Source organism: Burkholderia sp. 9775_39, from assembly GCF_015712225.1.
Taxonomy (GTDB): Bacteria; Pseudomonadota; Gammaproteobacteria; order Burkholderiales; family Burkholderiaceae; genus Burkholderia; species Burkholderia cenocepacia.
In genome coordinates this window covers 75,346-97,892 of sequence record NZ_JACCQC010000004.1, presented here as the reverse complement: position 1 = coordinate 97,892, position 22,547 = coordinate 75,346, and the positions used below count along the sequence as shown (strand labels likewise).

General features: G+C 66.7%; 20 protein-coding genes. 4 read left to right on the top strand and 16 right to left on the bottom strand.

Features of this window, described 5'->3' with window-relative positions:
- The first annotated feature begins 257 nt into the window (after positions 1 to 257).
- Positions 258 to 1,073, top strand: coding sequence for a pyruvate, water dikinase regulatory protein (locus H0X90_RS07220; RefSeq protein ID WP_006483812.1), 816 nt, complete (start codon positions 258 to 260; stop codon positions 1,071 to 1,073).
- Between the two features lie 99 nt (positions 1,074 to 1,172).
- Here H0X90_RS07220 and H0X90_RS07215 read toward each other — a convergent pair whose 3' ends face one another.
- From H0X90_RS07215 to rpsB, 16 genes are all read right to left on the bottom strand, one after another.
- Positions 1,173 to 1,955 (bottom strand): RNA methyltransferase, encoded by a 783-nt coding sequence (locus H0X90_RS07215; RefSeq protein ID WP_034201586.1) that lies wholly within the window; start codon positions 1,953 to 1,955, stop codon positions 1,173 to 1,175.
- Positions 1,952 to 2,596, bottom strand: coding sequence for a ribonuclease HII (gene rnhB / locus H0X90_RS07210; RefSeq protein ID WP_006483830.1), 645 nt, complete (start codon positions 2,594 to 2,596; stop codon positions 1,952 to 1,954). The genes H0X90_RS07215 and rnhB overlap by 4 nt, the downstream gene beginning before the upstream one ends.
- Positions 2,593 to 3,762 (bottom strand): lipid-A-disaccharide synthase, encoded by a 1,170-nt coding sequence (gene lpxB, locus H0X90_RS07205; protein ID WP_060211371.1) that lies wholly within the window; start codon positions 3,760 to 3,762, stop codon positions 2,593 to 2,595. The genes rnhB and lpxB overlap by 4 nt, the downstream gene beginning before the upstream one ends.
- Before the next feature lie 3 nt (positions 3,763 to 3,765).
- Positions 3,766 to 4,554 carry an acyl-ACP--UDP-N-acetylglucosamine O-acyltransferase gene (lpxA, locus tag H0X90_RS07200; protein WP_006483825.1) on the bottom strand — a complete coding sequence of 263 codons (789 nt, stop codon included), beginning with the start codon at positions 4,552 to 4,554 and terminating at the stop codon, positions 3,766 to 3,768.
- A 67-nt stretch (positions 4,555 to 4,621) separates the two neighbouring features.
- Complete coding sequence (fabZ, locus tag H0X90_RS07195; protein ID WP_006495559.1) at positions 4,622 to 5,089, bottom strand: 3-hydroxyacyl-ACP dehydratase FabZ; 468 nt, start codon at positions 5,087 to 5,089, stop codon at positions 4,622 to 4,624.
- A gap of 129 nt (positions 5,090 to 5,218) precedes the next feature.
- Positions 5,219 to 6,298 carry a UDP-3-O-(3-hydroxymyristoyl)glucosamine N-acyltransferase gene (gene lpxD, locus H0X90_RS07190; protein WP_060211373.1) on the bottom strand — a complete coding sequence of 360 codons (1,080 nt, stop codon included), beginning with the start codon at positions 6,296 to 6,298 and terminating at the stop codon, positions 5,219 to 5,221.
- Between the two features lie 16 nt (positions 6,299 to 6,314).
- Positions 6,315 to 6,812: an OmpH family outer membrane protein gene (locus H0X90_RS07185; RefSeq protein WP_006495557.1), complete on the bottom strand. Its 498-nt coding sequence runs from the start codon at positions 6,810 to 6,812 to the stop codon at positions 6,315 to 6,317.
- A gap of 64 nt (positions 6,813 to 6,876) precedes the next feature.
- Positions 6,877 to 9,186 (bottom strand): outer membrane protein assembly factor BamA, encoded by a 2,310-nt coding sequence (gene bamA / locus H0X90_RS07180; protein ID WP_006493237.1) that lies wholly within the window; start codon positions 9,184 to 9,186, stop codon positions 6,877 to 6,879.
- A 61-nt stretch (positions 9,187 to 9,247) separates the two neighbouring features.
- Positions 9,248 to 10,618: an RIP metalloprotease RseP gene (gene rseP, locus H0X90_RS07175; RefSeq protein ID WP_006483829.1), complete on the bottom strand. Its 1,371-nt coding sequence runs from the start codon at positions 10,616 to 10,618 to the stop codon at positions 9,248 to 9,250.
- Positions 10,619 to 10,629: 11 nt separating this feature from the next.
- Complete coding sequence (locus tag H0X90_RS07170) at positions 10,630 to 11,826, bottom strand: 1-deoxy-D-xylulose-5-phosphate reductoisomerase (protein ID WP_006483824.1); 1,197 nt, start codon at positions 11,824 to 11,826, stop codon at positions 10,630 to 10,632.
- 15 nt (positions 11,827 to 11,841) lie between these two features.
- A complete protein-coding gene (locus H0X90_RS07165; protein WP_006483814.1) occupies positions 11,842 to 12,663 on the bottom strand; it encodes a phosphatidate cytidylyltransferase in 822 nt (273 codons plus the stop codon).
- The gene (gene uppS / locus H0X90_RS07160; RefSeq protein ID WP_034201584.1) at positions 12,657 to 13,439 is read right to left on the bottom strand and encodes a polyprenyl diphosphate synthase; all 783 of its coding nucleotides are present in this window, start codon (positions 13,437 to 13,439) and stop codon (positions 12,657 to 12,659) included. The genes H0X90_RS07165 and uppS overlap by 7 nt, the downstream gene beginning before the upstream one ends.
- 49 nt (positions 13,440 to 13,488) lie before the next feature.
- Positions 13,489 to 14,049, bottom strand: coding sequence for a ribosome recycling factor (frr, locus tag H0X90_RS07155; RefSeq protein WP_006483822.1), 561 nt, complete (start codon positions 14,047 to 14,049; stop codon positions 13,489 to 13,491).
- A 104-nt stretch (positions 14,050 to 14,153) separates the two neighbouring features.
- Entirely contained in the window at positions 14,154 to 14,867 is a 714-nt protein-coding gene (gene pyrH / locus H0X90_RS07150) for a UMP kinase (protein WP_006402648.1), read from the bottom strand.
- A 156-nt stretch (positions 14,868 to 15,023) separates the two neighbouring features.
- Complete coding sequence (gene tsf, locus H0X90_RS07145; protein WP_006483826.1) at positions 15,024 to 15,905, bottom strand: translation elongation factor Ts; 882 nt, start codon at positions 15,903 to 15,905, stop codon at positions 15,024 to 15,026.
- A 162-nt stretch (positions 15,906 to 16,067) separates the two neighbouring features.
- Positions 16,068 to 16,808 (bottom strand): 30S ribosomal protein S2, encoded by a 741-nt coding sequence (rpsB, locus tag H0X90_RS07140; RefSeq protein WP_006483818.1) that lies wholly within the window; start codon positions 16,806 to 16,808, stop codon positions 16,068 to 16,070.
- A 377-nt stretch (positions 16,809 to 17,185) separates the two neighbouring features.
- On the opposite strand from rpsB, the gene map reads away from it, so the two are divergent.
- Genes map through H0X90_RS07125 form a run of 3 tightly spaced genes read left to right on the top strand, consistent with a single transcriptional unit; the run spans position 17,186 to position 22,523 of the window.
- Positions 17,186 to 18,001, top strand: coding sequence for a type I methionyl aminopeptidase (map, locus tag H0X90_RS07135; RefSeq protein ID WP_006483813.1), 816 nt, complete (start codon positions 17,186 to 17,188; stop codon positions 17,999 to 18,001).
- A gap of 48 nt (positions 18,002 to 18,049) precedes the next feature.
- Complete coding sequence (locus tag H0X90_RS07130; protein WP_006483828.1) at positions 18,050 to 20,626, top strand: [protein-PII] uridylyltransferase; 2,577 nt, start codon at positions 18,050 to 18,052, stop codon at positions 20,624 to 20,626.
- Between the two features lie 16 nt (positions 20,627 to 20,642).
- Positions 20,643 to 22,523, top strand: coding sequence for a pseudouridine synthase (locus tag H0X90_RS07125; protein ID WP_077190685.1), 1,881 nt, complete (start codon positions 20,643 to 20,645; stop codon positions 22,521 to 22,523).
- Positions 22,524 to 22,547: the final 24 nt, after the last annotated feature.

Genomic DNA, 22,547 nt, shown 5'->3' with positions numbered 1-22,547 from the left:
AATCTTCCGACCCGATTTGCAAAAATCCCGGCAGAAGGGCGATATTTGCAGACAAATCGCCAGACTTGCCGGGAATTCTGGAATCGCGCGGCCCAGCCACGGGCGCCGTTCGCGCCCCGCCCCCGCAATTGCTTATCCAACAGGTTGCCGCTATTCTACCGTGCCGGCTGCCGGATGTGGCGCGACCTTGTCACTGGGTCTGGAGGCGAACCTCCAGCCGCCCGCGCAACCGCCCTTCACGCTCGACGCCCAGATTCATGCTGCCTACCGTATTCATCGTCTCCGACGGCACCGGGATCACTGCCGAAACCTTCGCGCATTCGATCCTCTCCCAGTTCGACCAGAAATTCCGCCTCGTGCGCGTGCCGTTCGTCGACTCGCTCGACAAGGCCTATGCGACCGTCGAGAAGATCAACGAGGCCGCCGTGCACGACGGCCGTCGCGCGATCGTGTTCACGACGCTCGTCGACAGCGAGTCGAACGACATCGTCAAACGCTCGAACGCGCTCGTGCTCGACATGTTCCAGCGCTTCGTCGAACCGCTCGAGCAGGAACTGGAGCTCAAGTCGAGCCATGCGATGGGCCGCGGCCACCAGAACGCGGACACCGAGGAATACAAGACGCGGATCGAGGCGATCAATTTCTCGCTCGCGCACGACGACGGCCAGTCGAACCGCAACCTGTCGGAAGCCGACGTGATCCTCGTCGGCGTGTCGCGCAGCGGCAAGACGCCGACGAGCCTGTACCTCGCGATGCAGTACGGCGTGAAGGCGGCCAACTATCCGCTGATTCCGGAAGATTTCGAGCGCGGCAAGCTGCCGTCGGCGCTGTCGCCGTACAGCGAGAAGCTGTTCGGGCTGTCGATCGACCCGCAGCGCCTGTCGGAGATCCGCAACGAGCGCCGGCCGGGCAGCAAGTACGCGGCGCCCGAGAACTGCCGCTACGAGATCAACGAGGCCGAAGCGATGATGCGTCGCGAAGGGATCAAGTGGCTGTCGTCCACGCACAAGTCGATCGAGGAAATCGCGACGACGATCCTGCAGGAAATCCGTCTCGACCGGCAGTCGTACTGAGCGTCGGTGCGCTGGCGGCCGTCTGGCCGCCGCCCAAAGCAAAAAGGCCGCGTCGAACGCGGCCTTTTTCGTATTACGGCACCTGCCGCGCATGCGGCGTCACGCCGGCCGCTGCTGCCGCACCTGCTCGAACAGACACACCGCTGCTGCCGCGGCAACGTTCAGCGACTCCATTCCGCCCGGCTGCGGAATCGTCACGCGATGCGTGGCCGCATCGCGCCAGAAGGCCGACACGCCTGCGCCTTCGTTGCCGAACACCCATGCGACGGGCGCCGACAGGTCGCAGTCGTAGACGGCCTGCGCGCCGTGCGAGTCGGTCAGCGCGACCGGTACGGCGAGGCGTCCGGAGAGCTCGCCGGCATCGACGTCCTCATGGATCGACAGCAGGAAATGCGCACCCATGCCCGAGCGCAGCACCTTCGACGACCACGCGTAGGCCGTCCCCGGCGCGCAGAACACATGACGCACGCCGGCCGCCGCCGCGCTGCGCAGGATCGAGCCGACATTGCCGGCGTCCTGCACGCCGTCGAGCACGACCGACGTCTCCGTCACGCGCGCGGGCAGCGGGTGCGCCGGCCGATCGACCAGCAGCAGGAAGCCGACGCCGTTGACGACGTTCGACAACTGTCCGAACAACGCGTCCGGCAGCGTGACGATCCGCTGCGCGTCGATACGCGCGACGATCGCCTGCGCCTCGGCATGGCCAAGCGCACCTTCGGTCGTGACGCACAGCTCGGGCGTCGCACCCGTGTCGAGATACGCGCTCGCGAGATGGAAACCTTCGAGCAGCGCCTGGCCGCTGCGGCGCTGCTGGGGCGTCGAACCCGCGAGCGCCTTCAGGCGCTTGTACAGCGGGTTGTCGCGGGAAGTGATGCTTTTCATCGAATCAGATCAAGCGCCGCACGAACCGGCGCGAACGAGCGCCGGTGCGCTTCGCACGGGCCATGTTCGCGCAATGCGGCGAGGTGTTTCGCGGTGCCGTAGCCCGCATGCACGTTGAAGCCGTACACCGGGAAGCGTTCGTGCAGGTCGACCAGCATGCGGTCGCGCGTGACTTTCGCGAGGATCGAGGCGGCCGAGATGCTCGGCACGAGCGCGTCGCCGCTGACGATCGCCTCGGCACGCACGCTCAGCGTCGGGCAGCGGTTGCCGTCGATCTGCGCGAGCGTCGGCAGCACCGACAGCCCTTCCACGGCTCGCTTCATCGCGAGCATCGTCGCGTGCAGGATGTTCAGCGTATCGATCTCGTCGACGCTCGCCGACGCGACGCAATACGCGTGCGAACGCGCGACGATCAGGTCGTACAGCAGGTCGCGCTTCTTCGCGGAGAGCACCTTCGAATCGTCGAGCCCGTCGATCGGCCGCGCCGGATCGAGGATCACCGCGGCGGCCACCACCGGCCCCGCGAGCGGGCCGCGGCCCGCTTCGTCGACGCCGCACACGATCTCGTCCGGGCGGCTGAAATCGAAACCGCCCTGCCCGTCGCTCGGCGCGCGGCGGCGCGGTGCACGGACGGCGGTCATGCGCGCCCCTTGCGTTGCTCGAGCACGCGCACGACGGCCTCGGCCGCCTTCGCGGCCGTGTTCTGCCGCAGCGAAAGATGCATTTCGGTAAACACTTCGGTCAGCGTACGGCGATTCGCGTCGTCGCGCAGCTGCGTGAGCGTCGCATCGGCGAGCGCCTCGGGCGTCGCGAAATGCTGCAGCAGCTCGGGCACGACGAAGCGTCCCGCCAGGATGTTCGGCAAGCCGACATACGGCAGGTAGCCCTGCCGGCGCATGATCTGCCCGGTCAGCCAGGGCACCTTGTACGAGATCACCATCGGCTTCTTCAGCAGCGCGGCTTCCAGCGTGACGGTGCCACTCTTCACGAGGATCGCGTCGGCGGCCGTCATCGCGACCTGCGAGCGGCCGTCGGTGATCGTCAATGCGAGTTGCGGATGGGCGTCGACGAGCGGCTGCAGCAGTTCGCGCAGCGCGGGCGTCGCCGCCGGCATCACGAACCGCACGCCGGGCTCACGCTGCTGCATCAGCGCCATCGCCGCGAAGAACGTCGGACCGATCAGTGCGATCTCCGAGCGCCGGCTGCCCGGCAGCACCGCGATCACGGGGCCGTCGGCCGGCAGACCCAGCGCGATACGCGCGCCGTGCGTGTCGGGTTCGAGCGGGATGTCGTCGGCCAGCGGGTGGCCGACGTAGGTCGAGGCGACGCCGGCCTTGTCGAGAATCGCCGGTTCGAACGGAAACAGGCACAGCATGTGATCGACGGACTTCGCGATCTTCTTGATCCGGCCGCCGCGCCACGCCCAGATCGACGGGCACACGAAGTGGATCGACGGGATGCCCGCGTCGCGCGCGGCCTGTTCGACGCTGAAGTTGAAATCGGGGGCGTCGACGCCGATGAACGCGTCCGGCCGCTCGGCGAGCAGCTGGCGCTTGAGTTCGCCGCGAATCCGCAGGATCTCGGGAATCTGGCCCAGCGCCTCGACATAGCCGCGCACGGTCAGCTTGTCCATCTGCCAGTGCGAGTCGAAGCCCTGCGCGATCATGCGCTGCCCGCCGATCCCGTAATACTGGGCCGATTCGGGCAGCCGCTCGTGCAGCCCGCCGAGCAGCGACGCCGCGAGCAGGTCGCCCGACGGCTCGCCAGCCACCATCGCGAGCCGGAGCTGATTGGTCGGGAGCGGCATCGCTTAGCGGATGATGCCGCGTTGCGACGCGTCGATGAACTCGACGAGCGCCTTCACCGGTGCATCGCCGTCGCCGCCCGCTCCCGCGAGCTCGCGCAGTTGCACCTTCGCCTCCTCGAGCGACAGGCCGTTCTTGTACAGCACGCGGTACGCGCTGCGCAGCGCCGAGATCGCATCGGCCGAGAAGCCGCGCCGGCGCAGCCCTTCGACGTTGATCCCGTGCGGCTCGGCCTTGTTACCCGCCGCGATCACGAATGGCGGGATGTCCTGCACGAGCGCCGACGCGCCGCCCAGCATCGAATGCGCGCCAATGCGCACGAACTGGTGCACGCCCGACATCCCGCCGATGATCGCGAAGTCGCCGATCTCGACGTGACCGGCCATCTGCGCGTTGCTCGACAGGATCACGTTGTTGCCGACGCGGCAGTCATGGCCGATGTGCACGTAGGCCATGATCCAGTTGTCGTCGCCGAGCGTCGTCACGCCGACGTCCTGCACGGTGCCCGTGTGGATCGTCGTGAATTCGCGGATCGTGTTGCGGTTGCCGATCACGAGCTTCGTCGGCTCGTCCTTGTACTTCATGTCCTGCGGACGGCCGCCGACCGACGCGTAGTGGCCGATGCGGTTGTCCTCGCCGAGCGTCGTATGGCCTTCGATCACGCTGTGCGAGCCGATCGTCGTGCGCGCGCCGATCGTGACGTGCGGGCCGACGATCGCGTACGGGCCGATCTCGACCGATTCGTCGATCTGCGCGCCCGGCTCGACGATCGCGGTAGGATGAATCCTGGTCATGCGCCGTTGCCTCTCGATATGATGTGTCGCGTTGCTCGCGTTACGTTATCCATGCGTGCCGCGTCGCTCAGGGCGCCGCGTCGGCCGTCTTGACCGTGCACATCAGTTCGGCTTCCGCCGCCACCTTGCCGTCCACTTCCGCCACCGCCTTGAACTTCCAGATGCCGCGGATGTAGCGCTCGAACGTCACGTTCAGAATCAGCTGGTCGCCCGGTTCGACCACGCGCTTGAAGCGCGCGCCGTCGATCCCGACGAAGTAATACAGCGTGTTCTCCGGATCCTTCGGCTGCTCTTCCGCGAACGTCAGCAGCGCCGCGGCCTGCGCGAGCGCCTCGAGGATCAGCACGCCCGGCATCACCGGCCGCTTCGGGAAATGCCCCTGGAAGAACGGCTCGTTGATCGACACGTTCTTCAGCGCTTTGATCCCTTTGTGCGGTTCGAGTTCGAGCACGCGATCGACGAGCAGAATCGGGTAGCGATGCGGCAGCAGCGTGAGGATCTTGTGGATGTCGAGGTTGATTTTTTCAGTGCTCATGATGGTTCGTCTCACGCAGAGGCTGCGCGGTGGTGATGCAAAGGCTGAAGCGGGCCGCCGCGCGGCCCAGTCTGGCAAACCGGGCCGGTTGCGCTGGCCGTGCCCGGTTCGTGGTCTCGCATGATGCGCTCAGGCGTGGGTGCCGCCCTGGGCGGCGAGCGCGGCTTCGAGCGCCTTGATGCGCTCGCGCAGCTTGTCGAGGTTGCGCACGAGCGCGGCGCTCTTGTTCCATTCGCCGTGGTCGACGGCCGGGAACGCGCTGGTGTAGATGCCGGCTTTCGGCAGCGACTTCGATACGCCCGACTTCGCGGTGATGATCACGTAGTCGCCGAGCGTCACGTGGCCGGCGATCCCGGCCGCGCCACCGATCATGCAGTGGCGGCCGATCGTCGTGCTGCCCGCGATGCCGGCGCTGCCGGCGATCACGGTGTACGCGCCGATCCGGCAGTTGTGGCCGATCTGGACCTGGTTGTCGATCTTCACGCATTCCTCGATGACGGTATCCGCCATCGCGCCGCGATCGATCGTCGTGTTCGCGCCGATTTCGACGTCCGGGCCGATCGTCACGCCACCGACCTGCGGGATCTTGACCCAGCTGCCGGTGCGCGCGTCGCCGTCGCCGACGAAATCCGGTGCGAAGCCGAAGCCGTCGGAGCCGATCACGGCGCCCGCATGGACGATCGCGCGCGGGCCGATCTTGCAGCCGTGGTACACCGATGCATTCGGATAGAAATGAGAGCCGGCGCCGATCGTCGTGCCGCGGCCGACGAATACGTTCGCGTCGAGCTGCACGCCGTCTTCGATCACCGCGCCGGCCTCGATCGTCACGTGCGGGCCGATCACCGCGGTCGCGGCGACCATCGCGGCCGGATCGATCGTCGCGCTCGGATGCACGCCGGCCGCGCGCGGCGGCGTGGCCAGATCGATGAACATCTGCGCGACGCGCGCGAAGTACGCGTACGGATTCGGCGTCACGATGAAATTGCGACCGGCGGCGGCCGCACCCAGCTTTTCCAGATCCTTCGGTGCGATCAGGACCGCACCGGCACGGGTCGATTCGACCTGCGACAGGTACTTCGGGTTCGCGAGGAACGCGAGCTGTTGAGGGCCCGCCTGGTCGAGCGGTGCGAGCCCGCCCACCTTGCACTGTGCGTCGCCGGCGATCTCGCCGCCGAACCGTTTTACGAGTTCCTCAAGCGTCAATGCCATTCGTCGTCTGCTCCGTTCAGTTCGTCGAGCCGGACGCGAGCGCCTTGAGCACCTTGTCGGTGATGTCGATGCGCGGGCTGACGTACACGGCTTCCTGCACGATCAGGTCGTAATTCTGCTGCTCGGCGATCTGCTTGATGACCTTGTTCGCCTTGTCCAGCACGGCCGCCAATTCTTCGTTGCGACGCTGGTTCAGGTCTTCGCGAAATTCGCGCTGCTTGCGCTGGAAGTCGGTATCGAGCTGCGCCAGATCACGCTGCTTCTGCGCGCGATCGGCCGCCGACAGCGACGTGCCGTTCTTGTCCAGCGAATCGGACATCGACTTCAGGCGTGCCGCCAGGTCCTGCAGATCCTTGTCACGCTTCGCGAACTCGGCTTCGAGCTTCGTCTGCGCCGCCTTCGCGGGTGCCGACTCGCGCAGGATCCGATCCGAATTGACCGCCGCGATGCGGGCGACGTCCTGTGCGTGCACCGTTGCCGCGCCCAGGGCCAGCGCAACGGTCAGCGCGCACATCACTCGTTTCGAAAACTTACCGGTTAGCAAAATTACCCTCTCGTTGCTGTTGTCATGCGTTCGTTCAGAACGCCGTCCCGATCTGGAACTGGAATTTCTGGTACTGGTCGCCTTCGTGCTTCTGCAGCGGGAAGCCGAGGCTCAGCTTCAGCGGGCCGATCGGCGAGATCCACGCGAGACCCACACCGTAGCCGTAGCGCAGGCCGTTGGCGCCCGTACTCGTGCCGCCCGGCGCGTTGCCCCACACGTTACCGCCGTCGAGGAACGTGAACACGCGCAGCGTGCGGTCGTAACCGGTGCCCGGCAGCGGGAACGTCAGCTCGATGTTGCCGACCAGCATCTTCGAACCGCCGATCGGGTCGTTCGTCTTCGTGTCGCGCGGGCCCAGCGAGCTCGGCTCGTAACCCCGCACGGAGCCGATACCACCCGCGTAGTAGTTCTTGAAGATCGGGTACGGGTTGCCGATACCGTTACCGTAGCCGCCTTGCAGGTTCAGGCCCAGGATGAAGCCGCGCGAGAACGAATAGTAGTACTGCGCCTGCAGGTCGGCCTTGTAGTACTGGATCTTGCCGACCGGCACGCCGTATTCGATGTTCGCCTGCGTGAAGTAGCCGCGGCTCGGAATCAGCGCGCTGTCACGCGCGTCGCGCGACCATGCCACCGTCAGCGGCACCGTGTTCGACACGCGGCCGAACTCGTTCACGTAGTCCTGGTAGCTCTGCGGCGTGTTCGAATCGACGTCGAGGCGGTTCTGCTCGAAGCCCGCACCGAAGTACACGGTGTCGACTTCCGAGAACGGAATGCCGAACTTCAGGTTGCCGCCCGCGCTGATGATCCGGAAGCTCGAGCTCGTCGAGTAGTAAAGCGGCTGGTACGTGCGGTAGTAGACGTCCGTGATCCGCTTGATGCCGTCGACCGTGAAGTACGGGTCGACCTGCGTGACGGTCAGCGTGCGGTAGCTCTTCGCGGTGTTGACGTTCACCGACAGGCTCGTGCCCGAACCGAACACGTTGTCCTGCGACACGCCGGCCGACAGCACGACCTTGTCCGTCGACGAGAAACCGGCACCCAGCGTGATCGCGCCGGTCGGCTTTTCGTCGACCTTCACGTTCACGTCGACCTGGTCGTTCGTGCCGTCGACCGGCACCGTCGTCACGTCGACGTTGGTGAAGTAGCCGAGGCGGTTCACGCGGTCCTTCGACAGCGCGAGGCGGTTCGAGTCGAACCACGAGCTTTCGAGCTGGCGCATTTCGCGGCGCACCACTTCGTCGCGCGTGCGCGTGTTGCCGACCACGTTGATGCGGCGCACGTACACGCGGCGGCTCGGATCGACGACGAGGTTCAGGTTGACCTTGTGGTTCGCCTGGTCGATGTCCGGCTGCGCGTTGACGGTCGCGAATGCGTAGCCGTATTCACCGAGCTTGTCGACGATCGACTTGGTGGTCTGCTGCAGCTTTTCGGCCGAGAAACGGTCGCCCGGCTTGATCTTGATCAGCTTGTTGAGTTCGGCCTCGCGATCGAGCAGATTGCCCGACAGCTTGATGCCCGACACCGTGTACGGCTCGCCTTCGTGCAGCGTGACCGTCAGGTACATGTCCTTCTTGTCCGGCGAGATCGACACCTGGGTCGACTCGATGTTGAACTCGAGGTAACCGCGGTTCAGGTAGTACGAGCGCACCGCTTCGAGGTCGCCCGTGAGCTTTTCCTTCGAGTACAGGTCGTTCTTCGTGTACCAGGAGAACCAGTTCGGCGTCGACAGCTGCATCTCGTCGCGCAGCGTGCTGGTGCTGAACGCCTTGTTGCCGATGAAGTTGATCTGGCGGATCTTCGCGCTCGGGCCTTCGGCCACCGCGAACAGGATCGACACGCGGTTCGCGTCGACCGGCGTGATCGTCGTCTTGACCTCGGCCGCATAGAAGCCGCGCGTCAGGTACTGGCGCTTGAGCTCCTGCTCCGCCTTGTCGACGAGCGCCTTGTCGTAGTAGCGGCCATCGGCGAGGCCGACCGCGCGCAGCGCCTTCGTCAGGTTGTCCTTGTCGAATTCCTTCGTGCCGGTGAAGTCGATCGACGCGATGGCCGGACGCTCCTGCACCTGCACGATCACGACGTTGCCCTGCGTGGCGATGCGCACGTCGTTGAAAAAGCCCGTCGCGTACAACGCGCGGATTGCTTCGGATGCCTTGTCGTCCGTGAAGGTATCGCCCTGCTTGATCGGCAGATAGGCGAACACCGAACCCGCTTCGACGCGCTGCAGCCCCTCGATCTTGATGTCTTGCACCACGAACGGTGCCGCTGCATGCGCCGCGAGGCCGTGCGCGGCGAGCGCGGCCGCTGCAACTGTCTTAGGTACAAAGCGATGAGGTTTGAACAACATGCATCCCCAATATTTAGCTGCATCAAATCGGGCGGCTGGCCAGCGGCCGCCGCCTGACGCTTCAGAAATGGATTAACCGAGCCAGATCGTTGAACAGCGCGATCGCCGACAATGCGACGATGCAGATCAACCCGGCTCTTTGCAGAATCAGCTGCCAGCGCTCCGAGACGGCTTTCCCGGTCGCGGCTTCAACCGCATAATATAACAGATGCCCCCCGTCCAAAACGGGAATCGGCAACAAGTTCAGGACGCCAAGGCTAATGCTGACAAGGGCGAGGAACGACAGGAACGCCGACGGACCGAGCCGCGCGCTCTTGCCTGCGTAGTCGGCGATCGTCACCGGGCCGGACAGGTTCTTCAGCGACGCGTTGCCCGTGATCATCCGCCCGAACATCTTCAGCGAATACACGGAAATGTCCCACGTGCGGTGCGCGCCGAGCCGCAGGCTCTCGATCGGCCCGTAGCGCACGTCCACCGACGGCGCGTGCATCGACAGCGCCGCGCCGATGCGGCCGACCTGCTGCCCCGATTCGTCGTCGCGCTGCATCTGCGGCACGATCGCGACCGTCTGCGCGGCGCCGTTGCGTTCGATCTGCAGGTCGAGCGGCTTGCCCGCATGGTGCTTCACCGTGTCGATGAAGCGCGACGCGCCGCCGATCGGCTTGCCGTCGAGCGCGACCAGCTTGTCGCCGACCTTCAGGCCGGCCTGTTCCGCCGCGCTGCCCGGCTGCACCGACGCGACCGACAACGTGCCGCCGCCGGCCTCGAAGCCCAGATGGGCCATGAAGTCGTCGTCGAGCTGGCTGTCGGGTACGTTGCGGAGATCGACGCGGAAATCGAACGTCGCATTGCCGTCGCGCGCGCCGAGCACGACCTCGCGATGGTCGAACGCGGCCGACAGCAGCTTCCAGCGCAGGTCCGACCACGATCGCACCGGTTCGGACTCGCCGCCCTGCGCATTGCGGATCGACACGATCGTCTCGCTGCCGTCGAAGCCCGCGCGGGCCGCCGCGGTGCCGGCGGCCGGCGGCGCGACGATCGCGGTCGGTTCGGTCACGCCGGTGGCGAATACGAGGGAGAACAGCGCGATTGCCAGCAGGAAGTTCGCAATCGGCCCGGCCGCGACGATCGCGATGCGCTTGTAGACCGACTGGCGGTTGAATGCCTGGCCGAGCACCTCGGGCGGAATGCCGGGGCCCGGATCGCGCTCGTCGAGCATTTTCACGTAGCCGCCGAGCGGCAGCGCGGACAGCGTCCACTCGGTGCCCGTCCGGCGGCTGACCCAGCGCGCGACGGGCTGGCCGAAGCCGATCGAGAAACGCAGCACCTTCACGCCGCACCAGCGCGCGACGCGATAATGTCCGTACTCATGCACGACGACCAGTACCCCGATCGCCACCGCAAACGCGACCAGTTCGACCAGCACGTTCATGAGCACCCCATTCAGACAGTACGCTCCACGCGTGGCGCAGGCGCTTTCGCAATGATCGCGGCGGCGAGGCGGCGAGCCTCGGCATCCGCCGCGAGGACGTCGTCGAGCCCGTCGGGCGCGCGGTTCGGCAGCGTGTTGAGCACGGCGTCGACCGTCGCCGCGATCGCCATGAAGCCGATCCGGCGCTCGAGAAATGCTTCGACCGCGACTTCGTTCGCCGCGTTCAATGCGGCGCTCGCGATACCGCCTTCCTCGAGCGCCTTCAGCGCGAGCGCGAGGCACGGGAAGCGCGCGTAATCGGGCTTCTCGAACGACAGCTGGGCGATCTGCGCGAGGTCGAGCTGGTCGACGCCCGCGTCGACGCGCTCGGGAAACGCGAGCGCGTGCGCGATCGGCGTGCGCATGTCGGGGTTGCCGAGCTGCGCGAGCACCGAGCCGTCGCGGTACGACACGAGCGAATGGATCACGCTCTGCGGGTGGATCAGCACGTCGATCCGGTCGCCGGGCAACCCGAAGATCCAGTGCGCCTCGATCACCTCGAGGCCCTTGTTCATCATCGTCGCGGAATCGACCGAGATCTTGCGGCCCATCACCCAGTTCGGGTGCTTGCACGCTTCGTCCGGCGTGACGTCGACCAGCGTGGCCGGTTCGCGCGTACGGAACGGGCCGCCCGACGCGGTCAGGATGATCTTCGAGATCCCGCCGTGCTCGGCCGCGTCGCGCGGCATGCACTGGAAGATCGCGTTGTGTTCGCTGTCGACCGGCAGCAGGATCGCGCCATGGTCGCGTACGGCGTCCATGAAGATCGCGCCCGACATCACGAGCGCTTCCTTGTTCGCGAGCAGGATCCGCTTGCCGGCGCGTGCGGCCGCCAGGCTCGGCGCGAGGCCGGCCGCGCCGACGATCGCCGCGACCACCGTGTCGCAGCCGTCGCTCTTCGACACGTCGACGAGCGCCTGCGGCCCGTGTAGCACGACCGTCTTGCTGCCGGCCGCGCGCAGTTTGGCGTCGACGTGCGCGGCCGTCGCGGCATCGCCGACCACCGCCACTTCAGGCGCGAAGCGCAGACACTGCTCGACGAGCTTGTCGCCGTTGCGGTGCGCGGTCAGCGCATAGACCGAGAAGCGCTCGGGATGGCGCGCGACCACGTCGAGCGTGCTGTCTCCGATCGAGCCCGTGGAACCGAGCAATGTCAGACGTTTTTGCATAACAGGAATAATGGTTTAACCAAGCAGCAGCATCGCGAGCGGCAGCACCGGCAGCAGCGCGTCGACACGATCGAGCACGCCGCCGTGGCCCGGCAGCAGTCCGCTAGAATCCTTCACGCCCGCCTGCCGCTTCAGCAGCGACTCGAACAGGTCGCCGATCACGCTGTACGCGACCAGCAGCGTCAGCGCGGCCCACGCGCCGGGCATCCCGTAGCGCATGGCGAATGCAGAAAACAGGGTCGGTTCGAACGCATGCACGGCCATCGCGACACCGGCGACGACCATCACCGCGAACCAGCCGCCGATCGCACCCTCCCAGCTCTTGCCGGGGCTGATCGTGATGGCCAGTTTACGCTTTCCGAAGGCCTTGCCCGCGAAGTATGCGCCGATATCGGCCAGCCAGACGACCAGAAGCAGCGACAGCACGAACGGCACGCCCTGCGCGCGGGCTGCCACGAGCGCATGCCAGCAGGCGGCGAACACGACGAGGCCGGCGGCCAGCAGGAACGGCCGCCACACGCCGCCCGCGAGTTCGGGCTTGCGCCGCAGCGCGAACGGGCCGACCAGCAGCCAGAACACGCCGGCCGCCATGAAAAGGGGACGGGACGATGCCGCATCGACGCCGAGCGGCGCGGTGGCCGCGAGCGCGAGCGCCGCGACGAGCGCATAGACGACCGGGCCGGCGCCGCCGAGCTTGAGCAGGCGCGCCCACTCCCACGCGGCGAACACGAGCACGACGCCGATCAGCGCACCGAACCCGGCGAGCGGCGCGAACAGCGTCACCGGCAGCAGCACTGCCAGCATCACGATCGCCGTGATCACACGGGTTTTCAGCATGAAAGGGAGTCGGCGTTCTGCGATTGCGGTTCGAGCTGCGCACTCGTGCGCCCGAAACGGCGCTCGCGCTCGGTATACGACGCCATCGCGTCGGCCAGTGCCGCGCCGTCGAAATCCGGCCAGTACTTGTCGGTGAAATAGAATTCGGCGTACGCGAGCTGCCACAGCAGGAAGTTGCTGACGCGCTGCTCGCCACCGGTGCGGATGAAGAGATCGGGCTCCGGCGCATAGGCCATCGCCAGGTGCGGCGCGAATGCATCCTCGGTCACTTCGATCTCGCGCCCTTCGCGCACGGCCTGCTCGACGAGCTTCTTCGTCGCCTGCAGGATGTCCCACCGGCCGCCGTAGTTGGCCGCGATGGTGAGCGTCAAACGGGTATTGCGCGCCGTCTTGGTTTCGGCGCGGCGAATCAGTTCGCGGATGCGCGGCTCGAAACGGTCGAGATCGCCGACGACACGCAGGCGGATCCCGTTCGCATGCAGCTTGCCCACTTCGCGCTCGAGCGCGGTGATGAACAGCCGCATCAGGAACGACACTTCGTCGTTCGGCCGGCGCCAGTTTTCCGAACTGAACGCGAACAGCGTCAGGTACTCGACGCCGGCGCGCGCGCAGCCTTCGACCACCGCCCGCACGGCATCGACGCCGCGGGTGTGCCCCGCGACGCGCGGCAAGCGGCGTTCGGTCGCCCAACGGCCGTTGCCGTCCATGATGATCGCGATGTGACGCGGCACGACGCCGACGTCAGGCACGCGAACGGTAGAGCTGGTATAGGTCATGGCCGTTGAGACAGTAATGCGGGAAGAAGGCGGCGCGCGAGGACGGTCGTCAGACCGTCATGATCTCGGCTTCCTTGGTCTGCACGAGCTTGTCGACTTCGGCAACGTGCTTGTCGGTCAGCTTCTGCACGTCGTCGCTCGCACGGCGCTCGTCGTCTTCCGAGATTTCCTTGTCCTTCACGAGCTTCTTCAGCGCTTCGTTCGCGTCGCGGCGCAGGTTGCGGATCGCGACCTTGGCCGTTTCGCCTTCGCTCTTCACGACCTTGGTCAGCTCGCGGCGGCGCTCTTCCGTCAGCGCGGGCATCGGCACGCGGATCAGGTCGCCGGCCGTTGCCGGGTTCAGGCCCAGATCGGCTTCGCGGATGGCCTTCTCGACCTTCGCGACCATGTTCTTTTCCCACGGCTGCACGCCGATCGTGCGCGCGTCGACGAGCGTCAGGTTCGCGACCTGCGAGATCGGCACCATCGAGCCGTAGTAGTCGACCTGCACGTGATCGAGCAGACCGGTGTGCGCACGGCCCGTACGGATCTTGGCCAGATCGTTCTTGAACGCTTCGATCGAGCGCTGCATCTTTTGCTCGACGCCCTTCTTCACATCAGCGACACTCATTTCAACCTCCGAACCTTCAAACCTTCAAAGAACGCGGGCCCCGCCCGGCGCATGTCGCGCGCCGCGGCCGGCAACCCGCGCCGGTCGCCCGCATCCGCGGGAGTTTACACGTGGACGAGCGTACCTTCGTCCTCGCCCAGCACGATGCGCTTGAGCGCGCCCGGCTTGTTGATCGAAAACACGCGAATCGGCAGCTTCTGGTCGCGGCACAGCGCAAACGCCGTCGCGTCCATCACCTGCAGGTTGCGGCTGATCGCCTCGTCGAAGCTGATCGTCGTGTAGCGCGTGGCCGACGGATCCTTCTTCGGATCGGCAGAATATACGCCATCGACCTTGGTCGCCTTCAGCACGACTTCGGCGCCCACTTCCGAGCCGCGCAGCGCGGCGGCGGTATCCGTCGTGAAGAACGGGTTGCCGGTGCCGGCCGCGAAGATCACGACGCGGCCTTCCTCGAGCTGACGGATCGCGCGGGGCCGGATGTACGGCTCGACGACCTGGTCCATGCGCAGCGCGGACTGCACGCGCGCCTCGATGCCCGCGTGGCGCATCGCGTCCTGCAGCGCCAATGCGTTCATCATCGTCGCCAGCATCCCCATGTAGTCGGCCGTCGCGCGGTCCATGCCGGCCGCGCCGCCCGCGACACCGCGGAAAATATTACCGCCACCGATCACGACCGCGAGCTGCGTGCCGAGACGCACGACTTCGGCGATATCGGCCACCATCCGTTCGATCGTCGCGCGATTGATGCCGAAGGCATCGTCGCCCATCAGCGCTTCGCCGGAGAGTTTGAGGAGGACGCGTTTATAGGCATTGGACATAGGGGCTTCCGAGCGACGAGAGGATGACAACCACGAACTGTAGGGGCGAAATACTGATTCGGGCAAGCGCCGCCGACCGGACCGGGGTTCCCGGCCGGCCGGCGACGCCGCCGGCCGCGGCGGAGCGGACGCCCGCCGCGGATACTGCCTGACTGCTTACTGCTGCTTTGCTGCTGCGACTTGCGCGGCCACTTCGGCGGCGAAGTCGTCCTGGCGCTTCTCGATGCCTTCGCCGACGACGAACAGCGCGAACTTCTGCACCGCCGCATTCGCTGCCTTCAGCATCTGCTCGATCGTCTGCTTGTCGTTCTTCACGAACGTCTGGTTCAGCAGCGACACTTCCTTCAGGTACTTCTGGACGCTACCGTCGACCATCTTCGCGACGATTTCGGCAGGCTTGCCCGATTCCGCGGCCTTCTGCTCGGCCACGCGGCGTTCCGTCTCGATCAGTTCCGCCGGCACGTCGGCCGACGACAGCGCGACCGGCTTCATCGCCGCGATGTGCATCGCGACGTCCTTGCCGACCTGCTCGTCAGCGCCCGTGTACTCGACGATCACGCCGATACGCGCGCCGTGCAGGTACGTCGCGATCTTGTTCGCGGTTTCGAAACGGACGAAACGACGGATCGACACGTTCTCGCCGATCTTGCCGATCAGCGCGAGGCGGACTGCGTCGACCGTCGAGCCGTCGAGCGGCAGCGCCGACAGCGCGGCCACGTCGGCCGGGTTCTGCGTCGCGACGAGTTCCGCGACCGTCTTCGAGAATGCGAGGAAGTCGTCGTTCTTCGCGACGAAGTCGGTTTCGCAGTTCAGCTCGACCAGCGCGCCCGCGTTGCCGCCGACGAACGAGGCGACGACGCCTTCAGCCGTCACGCGCGATGCGGCCTTGCTCGCCTTGTTGCCGAGCTTGACGCGCAGCAGTTCTTCAGCCTTGGCCAGATCGCCGTCGGCTTCCGTCAGCGCCTTCTTGCACTCCATCATCGGTGCGTCGGTCTTCGCGCGCAGTTCTGCCACCATGCTTGCGGTAATTGCCGCCATCATTCGCTCCTTGAGTCTGTATTCACAACGCCGCCCGCTTGGACGCGAACGGCCGAGATTCGTTTCCGGACCCGCGCCGATTCGGCGCGATCAGGTCCGGCGCACAAGCTTAAAAAAAGGGGGCCTGTTGAGAGCCCCCTTTTTGCGCCGGCTCGGGGCCAGTTACGCGTTTTCCTCGACGTACTCGTCGTCGCCGCGTGCGGCCTGGACCACTTCGTTGACCGCGTTCGCACGGCCTTCGAGGATCGCGTCGGCCACGCCTTCGGCGTACAGCGCGACTGCCTTGCTCGAGTCGTCGTTACCCGGGATCACGTAATCCACACCTTCCGGCGAGTGGTTCGTATCGACCACGGCGATGACCGGCACGCCCAGCTTGTTCGCTTCCGTGACGGCGATCTTGTGGTAGCCGACGTCGACGACGAAGATCGCGTCCGGAATGCCGCCCATGTCCTTCACGCCGCCGATCGACTTCTGCAGCTTGGCGATTTCGCGTTCGAACAGCAGCGCTTCCTTCTTGCTCATCTTCTCGAGCTCGCCCGCCTCGACTGCCGCTTCCATGTCCTTCAGGCGCTTGATCGACACCTTCAGCGTCTTGAAGTTGGTCATCATGCCGCCGAGCCAGCGTGCGTTGACGTACGGCATGCCCGCACGTTGCGCTTCCTGGGCGATCGTGTCACGCGACTGGCGCTTCGTGCCGACGAACAGGATCGTGCCGCGGTTCGCTGCCAGCTGGCGCACGTACTTCTGTGCGTCCGTGAACATCGGCAGCGTCTTTTCGAGGTTGATGATGTGAATCTTGTTGCGGTGACCGAAAATGAACGGAGCCATCTTCGGGTTCCAGAAGCGCGTCTGGTGACCGAAGTGGACACCCGCTTCCAGCATTTGGCGCATCGTAACTGCCATGTAAATTCTCCACGAGGGTTGGGTCTTAAGCCGGCTGCCGTACCGCCGCGCGAACCCGCCACGAAGGCGTGAATTCCGCACGGACGGCACCCTGGTTGCGCCGGCTTGCGATTCGGCACGCGCAAAACGCCCGTGCCGTAAGCCTTTCACCGCGATGCCGCCCCAACTTGGGGCAAATTCGGCATTTGGATATCGACTTAGCCAAAGAGTATAGCACGCGGATTTGTCCGCTCTCAAGTCGCTCGGCACTTTCGCTTGCCGCGCGGCAGCGGGCCGGGCAATCCGCGAAAACCCGCATCCGCGCGGCCCGCAGGGGCTGCGAGGCCCGCCATAAGGTGCGATAATCCGTCAATTCACCGCATTCCAGGCATACCTCGATGGCTATTACGCTCAAAAACGAACACGATATCGCGGAGATGCGCGTCGCCTGCCGTCTCGCGAGCGAAGTGCTCGACTTCATCACGCCGCACGTCGTCGCGGGCGTCACGACCGCCGAACTCGACCGCCTCTGCCACGAGTTCATGCTCAACGAGCAAGGCACGATCCCCGCGCCGCTGAACTACCAGCCGCCCGGCTATCCGCCGTACCCGAAGGCCACCTGCATTTCGGTCAACGACGTGATCTGCCACGGCATTCCCGGCGAGAAGGTGCTCAAGAACGGCGACGCGCTGAACATCGACATCACCGTGATCAAGAACGGCTATTTCGGCGACACCAGCCGGATGTTCATCGTCGGCGAGGGCTCGATCCTCGCGAAGCGCCTCGTGCAGACCACCTACGAATGCATGTGGCTCGGCATCGACCAGGTCAAGCCCGGCGCGCATCTCGGCGACATCGGCCATGCGATCCAGAAGCACGCGGAGGCGCAGGGCTACAGCGTCGTGCGCGAATATTGCGGCCACGGCATCGGCACGGTGTTCCACGAGGATCCGCAGGTCGTCCACTACGGCCGTCCGGGCACCGGCATCGAACTGAAGGCCGGGATGATCTTCACGATCGAGCCGATGATCAACGCCGGCAAGCGCGACATCCGCACGATGCCCGACCAGTGGACGGTCAAGACCCGCGACCGCAGCCTGTCCGCGCAGTGGGAGCACACGGTGCTCGTCACCGAAACCGGCTACGAAGTGCTGACCGTGTCTGCCGGCACGCCGGCGCGCCCGGTGTTCGCACAGCCGGCCGCCGCCGTCTGAGCGCCGTCGCGCCCCGCCCGCCCCACTTTCGCACCTGAACGGCCGCCCATGAGCGCTCACGCTGCCCCCTCGCCCGAAGCGCTGTCGCGGCGCGCCGAATTCAAGGCCGCCAAGACGGAGATGCTCGAGCGCTTTCGCCGCGCGGCGAACGTCGCGTCGCTGATGCACGCGCTGTCGAAACTCACCGACGATGCATTGAAACGCGTGTGGGACGACTGCGGACTGCCCGCGACGCTCGCGCTCGTCGCCGTCGGCGGGTACGGGCGCGGCGAGCTCGCACCCTATTCCGACGTCGACATCCTCGTGCTGCTGCCGGATGCGCACGACGCGGCGCTCGACGCGCGCATCGAGCGCTTCATCGGCATGGCGTGGGATCTCGGCCTCGAGATCGGCAGCAGCGTGCGCACGGTCGCGCAGTGCATCGAGGAGGCGTCGCAGGACGTCACGGTGCAGACCTCGCTGCTGGAAGCGCGCCGCATCGTCGGCAGCACCGCGCTGTTCGAGCGCTTCACCGTGCGCTACCACGAAGCGCTCGACGCCCGCGCGTTCTTCACCGCGAAGGTGCTGGAGATGCGCCAGCGCCACGCGAAGTTCCAGGACACGCCGTACAGCCTCGAACCGAACGTGAAGGAAAGCCCGGGCGGGCTGCGCGACCTGCAGACGATCCTGTGGATCGCGCGCGCGGCCGGCTTCGGCAGCAGCTGGCGCGAACTCGACACGCGCGGCCTGATCACCGACCGCGAAGCGCGCGAGCTGCGCCGCAACGAAGGGTTCCTGAAGACGCTGCGTGCGCGGCTGCACGTGATCGCCGGGCGTCGCCAGGACATGCTCGTGTTCGACCTCCAGACGCAGGCCGCCGAAAGCTTCGGCTACCAGCCGACGCAGGCCAAGCGGGCGAGCGAGCAGCTGATGCGTCGCTACTACTGGGCCGCGAAAGCGGTCACGCAGCTCGCGACGATCCTGATCCAGAACATCGAGGCGCAGTTGTTCCCCGCGACGAGCGGCATCACGCGCGTGCTGTCGGCCGATCGCTTCGTCGAGAAACAGGGGATGCTCGAGATCGTCGACGACGGCGTGTTCGAGCGCCATCCCGACGCGATCCTCGAAGCCTTCCTGCTGTACGAAACGACGCGCGGCGTGAAAGGCCTGTCCGCCCGCACGCTGCGCGCGCTGTACAACTCGCGCGAGATCATGAACAACGCGTGGCGCCGCGATCCGCGCAACCGCGACACGTTCATGCGGATCCTGCAGCAGCCCGAAGGCATCACGCACGCGTTCCGGCTGATGAACCAGACGAGCGTGCTCGGCCGCTACCTGCTGAATTTCCGCCGCATCGTCGGGCAGATGCAGCACGACCTGTACCACGTGTACACGGTCGACCAGCACATCCTGATGGTGCTGCGCAACATCCGCCGCTTCGCGGTAGCCGAGCATGCGCACGAATACCCGTTCTGCAGCCAGCTGATCGGCAACTTCGAGCGCCCGTGGGTGCTGTATGTCGCGGCACTGTTCCACGACATCGCGAAGGGCCGCGGCGGCGACCACTCGACGCTCGGGATGGCCGACGCGCGGCGCTTCTGCCGCGAGCACGGCATCGCCGGCGACGACGCGGCGCTGATCGTGTGGCTCGTCCAGCATCACCTGACGATGAGCCAGGTCGCGCAGAAACAGGACACGAGCGACCCCGAAGTCATCAAGCGCTTCGCCGAGGTCGTCGGCAACGAGCGGTATCTCACCGCGCTCTACCTGCTGACCGTCGCCGATATCCGCGGCACGAGCCCGAAGGTGTGGAACACGTGGAAGGGCAAGCTGCTCGAGGATCTGTACCGCATCACGCTCGCGGTGCTCGGCGGCGCGAACCCCGACGCGCATTCGGAGCTGAAGTCGAGACAGGAGCAGGCGCTCGCGCTGCTGCGCCTGGAAACCGTGCCCGACGATGCGCACCGCGCGTTGTGGGATCAGCTCGACGTCGGCTTCTTCCTGCGTCACGACGCGGCCGACATCGCATGGCAGACGCGTGTGCTGTACCGGCACGTGAACGCCGAAACCGCGATCGTCCGCGCGCGACCGTCGCCGATCGGCGACGCGCTGCAGGTGCTCGTGTACGTGAAGGACCGCCCCGACCTGTTCGCGGGCATCTGCGCGTATTTCGACCGCAACGGGCTGTCGGTGCTCGATGCGCGCGTCAGCACGACGCGGCACGGGTATGCGCTCGACAACTTCATCGTCACGCAGACCGAGCGCGACGTGCGCTACCGCGACATCGCGAACCTCGTCGAGCAGCAGCTCGCGGCGCGGCTCGCCGAAACCGCCCCGCTGCCGGAACCGTCGAAGGGCCGCCTGTCGAGGCTGTCCCGGACGTTTCCGATCACGCCGCGCGTCGACCTGCGGGCCGACGAGCGCGGTCAGTACTACATCCTGTCCGTGTCGGCCAACGACCGGCCGGGCCTTCTCTATTCGATCGCGCGCGTCCTCGCCGAACATCGGATCGGCGTCCATGCGGCGCGGATCAATACGCTCGGCGAGCGCGTCGAAGACATCTTCCTGCTCGCGGGTGCCGGCCTGTCCGATAACCGCCTGCAGATCCAGCTCGAAACCGAATTGCTGCGTGCGATCGCAGTCTGAATGAATCCCAGCGTTTATGCGCACCAAATTAACCGTCAAGAATCCGAAGCCGGCGTCGCCGACTCGCGCCCCTGTCCGCTCCGGCAGCCTCGTCGCCCGCAAGGCGGTGCGTCCCGCCGCGCCGCCCGCAGGCGACAAGCCGGCCCGCCCGAAGAAGGCGCCCGCGGCCGCCGCCACCGGCGAGCGCTCGTTCAAGCCGCGCGGCGCCGCCGGCGCCGAACGCCCGGGCGCGGATCGCGCGCCGGCCAAGCGCGCGCCGCGTGACGGCGGTGCCGAGCGCGGCACGCGCGCGCCGTACCGCGACAATGCAGCCGGTGAAGGCGCGAAGCGCAGTTTCGGCGACCGTCGCACGTCGTCGGATCGCCCGCCGCGCCACGATGACGATGCGCGTCCGCGTCGCGCGGGTGGCGACGAAGGCAAGCGCCCGTCCTATCGCGACAACGCATCCGGTGAAGGCGCGAAGCGCGGCTTCGGCGAGCGTCGCACGTCTTCCGATCGACCGCCGCGCCGTGATGACGACGCACGTCCGCGCCGCGCAGCGGGCGCCGACGACAGCAAGCGTCCGTCCTACCGCGACAAGGCCGCCAGCGAAGGCGCGAAGCGCAGCTATGGCGACCGCCGTACGTCGTCGGATCGCCCGCCGCGCCGTGATGACGACGCACGTCCGCGCCGCGCAGCAGGCGGTGACGACAGCAAGCGCCCGTCGTACCGCGACAAAGCCACCGGCGAAGGCGCGAAGCGCAGCTATGGCGACCGCCGTACGTCGTCCGATCGCCCGCCGCGCCGCAGCGACGACGATACGCGTCCGCGCCGTGCAGCGGGTGGTGACGACAGCAAGCGCCCGTCGTACCGCGACAAGGCCGCCGGCGAAGGCGCGAAGCGCGGCTTCGGCGACCGCCGCACGTCGTCCGATCGCCCGCCGCGCCGTGATGACGACGCACGTCCGCGCCGCGCAGCAGGCGCCGACGACAGCAAGCGTCCGTCCTACCGCGACAAGGCCGCCAGCGAAGGCGCGAAGCGCAGCTTCGGCGACCGCCCCGCCCGCCCGGCGCGCGACGGCGACCGCCGTTCGTTCGGCGCGGTGAAGACCGCGCAACCCGTCAAGCGCGCGACGGCCGACGTCGACTACGGCGACGAAACGGGCCTGATGCGCCTGTCGAAGCGGATGTCCGAGCTCGGCATGTGCTCGCGCCGCGAAGCCGACGAATGGATCGAAAAGGGCTGGGTGCTCGTCGACGGCGAACGCATCGACACGCTCGGCACCAAGGTCCGCGCCGACCAGAAGATCGAGATCGACGAGCGTGCGAGCGCCGCGCAGGCCGCGCAAGTGACGATCCTGCTGCACAAGCCGGTCGGCTACGTGTCGGGCCAGGCGGAAGACGGCTACGAGCCGGCGGCCGTGCTGATCACGCGCGCGAACCGCTGGAGCGGCGATCATTCGCCGGTGCGCTTCTCGCCGCAACACCTGCATGCGCTTGCGCCGGCCGGCCGTCTCGACATCGACTCCACCGGCCTGCTGGTGCTGACGCAGAACGGCGTGATCGCGAAGCAACTGATCGGCGAGCAGTCGGACATCGACAAGGAATACCTGGTGCGCGTGCGCTTCGGCGAACGACTGATCGACATCGACCAGCACTTTCCGGCGGAATCGCTCGCGAAGCTGCGCCACGGCCTCGAACTCGACGGCGTCGCGCTGAAGCCCGCGATGGTGAGCTGGCAGAACGGCGAGCAGCTGCGCTTCGTACTGCGCGAAGGCAAGAAGCGCCAGATCCGCCGCATGTGCGAACTGGTCGGCCTCGACGTGATCGGCCTCAAGCGCGTGCGGATGGGCCGCGTGATGCTCGGCGCGCTGCCGCAGGGCCAATGGCGCTACCTGTCGGCCGACGAGACGTTCTGACCGCAGGCACCCGGTACGCCATCC

Excerpts from the sequence above, each read along its gene's own strand:
- map (WP_006483813.1), top strand. The coding sequence starts at position 17,186 with ATGGCTATTACGCTCAAAAACGAACACGATATCGCGGAGATGCGCGTC.
- rnhB (WP_006483830.1), bottom strand. The coding sequence starts at position 2,596 with ATGACCGCCGTCCGTGCACCGCGCCGCCGCGCGCCGAGCGACGGGCAG.
- rseP (WP_006483829.1), bottom strand. The coding sequence starts at position 10,618 with ATGAACGTGCTGGTCGAACTGGTCGCGTTTGCGGTGGCGATCGGGGTA.
- lpxB (WP_060211371.1), bottom strand. The coding sequence starts at position 3,762 with ATGCCGCTCCCGACCAATCAGCTCCGGCTCGCGATGGTGGCTGGCGAG.
- frr (WP_006483822.1), bottom strand. The coding sequence starts at position 14,049 with ATGAGTGTCGCTGATGTGAAGAAGGGCGTCGAGCAAAAGATGCAGCGC.
- H0X90_RS07220 (WP_006483812.1), top strand. The coding sequence starts at position 258 with ATGCTGCCTACCGTATTCATCGTCTCCGACGGCACCGGGATCACTGCC.
- H0X90_RS07185 (WP_006495557.1), bottom strand. The coding sequence starts at position 6,812 with ATGTGCGCGCTGACCGTTGCGCTGGCCCTGGGCGCGGCAACGGTGCAC.
- rpsB (WP_006483818.1), bottom strand. The coding sequence starts at position 16,808 with ATGGCAGTTACGATGCGCCAAATGCTGGAAGCGGGTGTCCACTTCGGT.
- bamA (WP_006493237.1), bottom strand. The coding sequence starts at position 9,186 with ATGTTGTTCAAACCTCATCGCTTTGTACCTAAGACAGTTGCAGCGGCC.
- pyrH (WP_006402648.1), bottom strand. The coding sequence starts at position 14,867 with ATGTCCAATGCCTATAAACGCGTCCTCCTCAAACTCTCCGGCGAAGCG.
- uppS (WP_034201584.1), bottom strand. The coding sequence starts at position 13,439 with ATGACCTATACCAGCTCTACCGTTCGCGTGCCTGACGTCGGCGTCGTG.
- fabZ (WP_006495559.1), bottom strand. The coding sequence starts at position 5,089 with ATGAGCACTGAAAAAATCAACCTCGACATCCACAAGATCCTCACGCTG.
- H0X90_RS07125 (WP_077190685.1), top strand. The coding sequence starts at position 20,643 with ATGCGCACCAAATTAACCGTCAAGAATCCGAAGCCGGCGTCGCCGACT.
- lpxD (WP_060211373.1), bottom strand. The coding sequence starts at position 6,298 with ATGGCATTGACGCTTGAGGAACTCGTAAAACGGTTCGGCGGCGAGATC.
- tsf (WP_006483826.1), bottom strand. The coding sequence starts at position 15,905 with ATGGCGGCAATTACCGCAAGCATGGTGGCAGAACTGCGCGCGAAGACC.
- H0X90_RS07215 (WP_034201586.1), bottom strand. The coding sequence starts at position 1,955 with ATGAAAAGCATCACTTCCCGCGACAACCCGCTGTACAAGCGCCTGAAG.
- H0X90_RS07130 (WP_006483828.1), top strand. The coding sequence starts at position 18,050 with ATGAGCGCTCACGCTGCCCCCTCGCCCGAAGCGCTGTCGCGGCGCGCC.
- H0X90_RS07170 (WP_006483824.1), bottom strand. The coding sequence starts at position 11,826 with ATGCAAAAACGTCTGACATTGCTCGGTTCCACGGGCTCGATCGGAGAC.
- H0X90_RS07165 (WP_006483814.1), bottom strand. The coding sequence starts at position 12,663 with ATGCTGAAAACCCGTGTGATCACGGCGATCGTGATGCTGGCAGTGCTG.
- lpxA (WP_006483825.1), bottom strand. The coding sequence starts at position 4,554 with ATGACCAGGATTCATCCTACCGCGATCGTCGAGCCGGGCGCGCAGATC.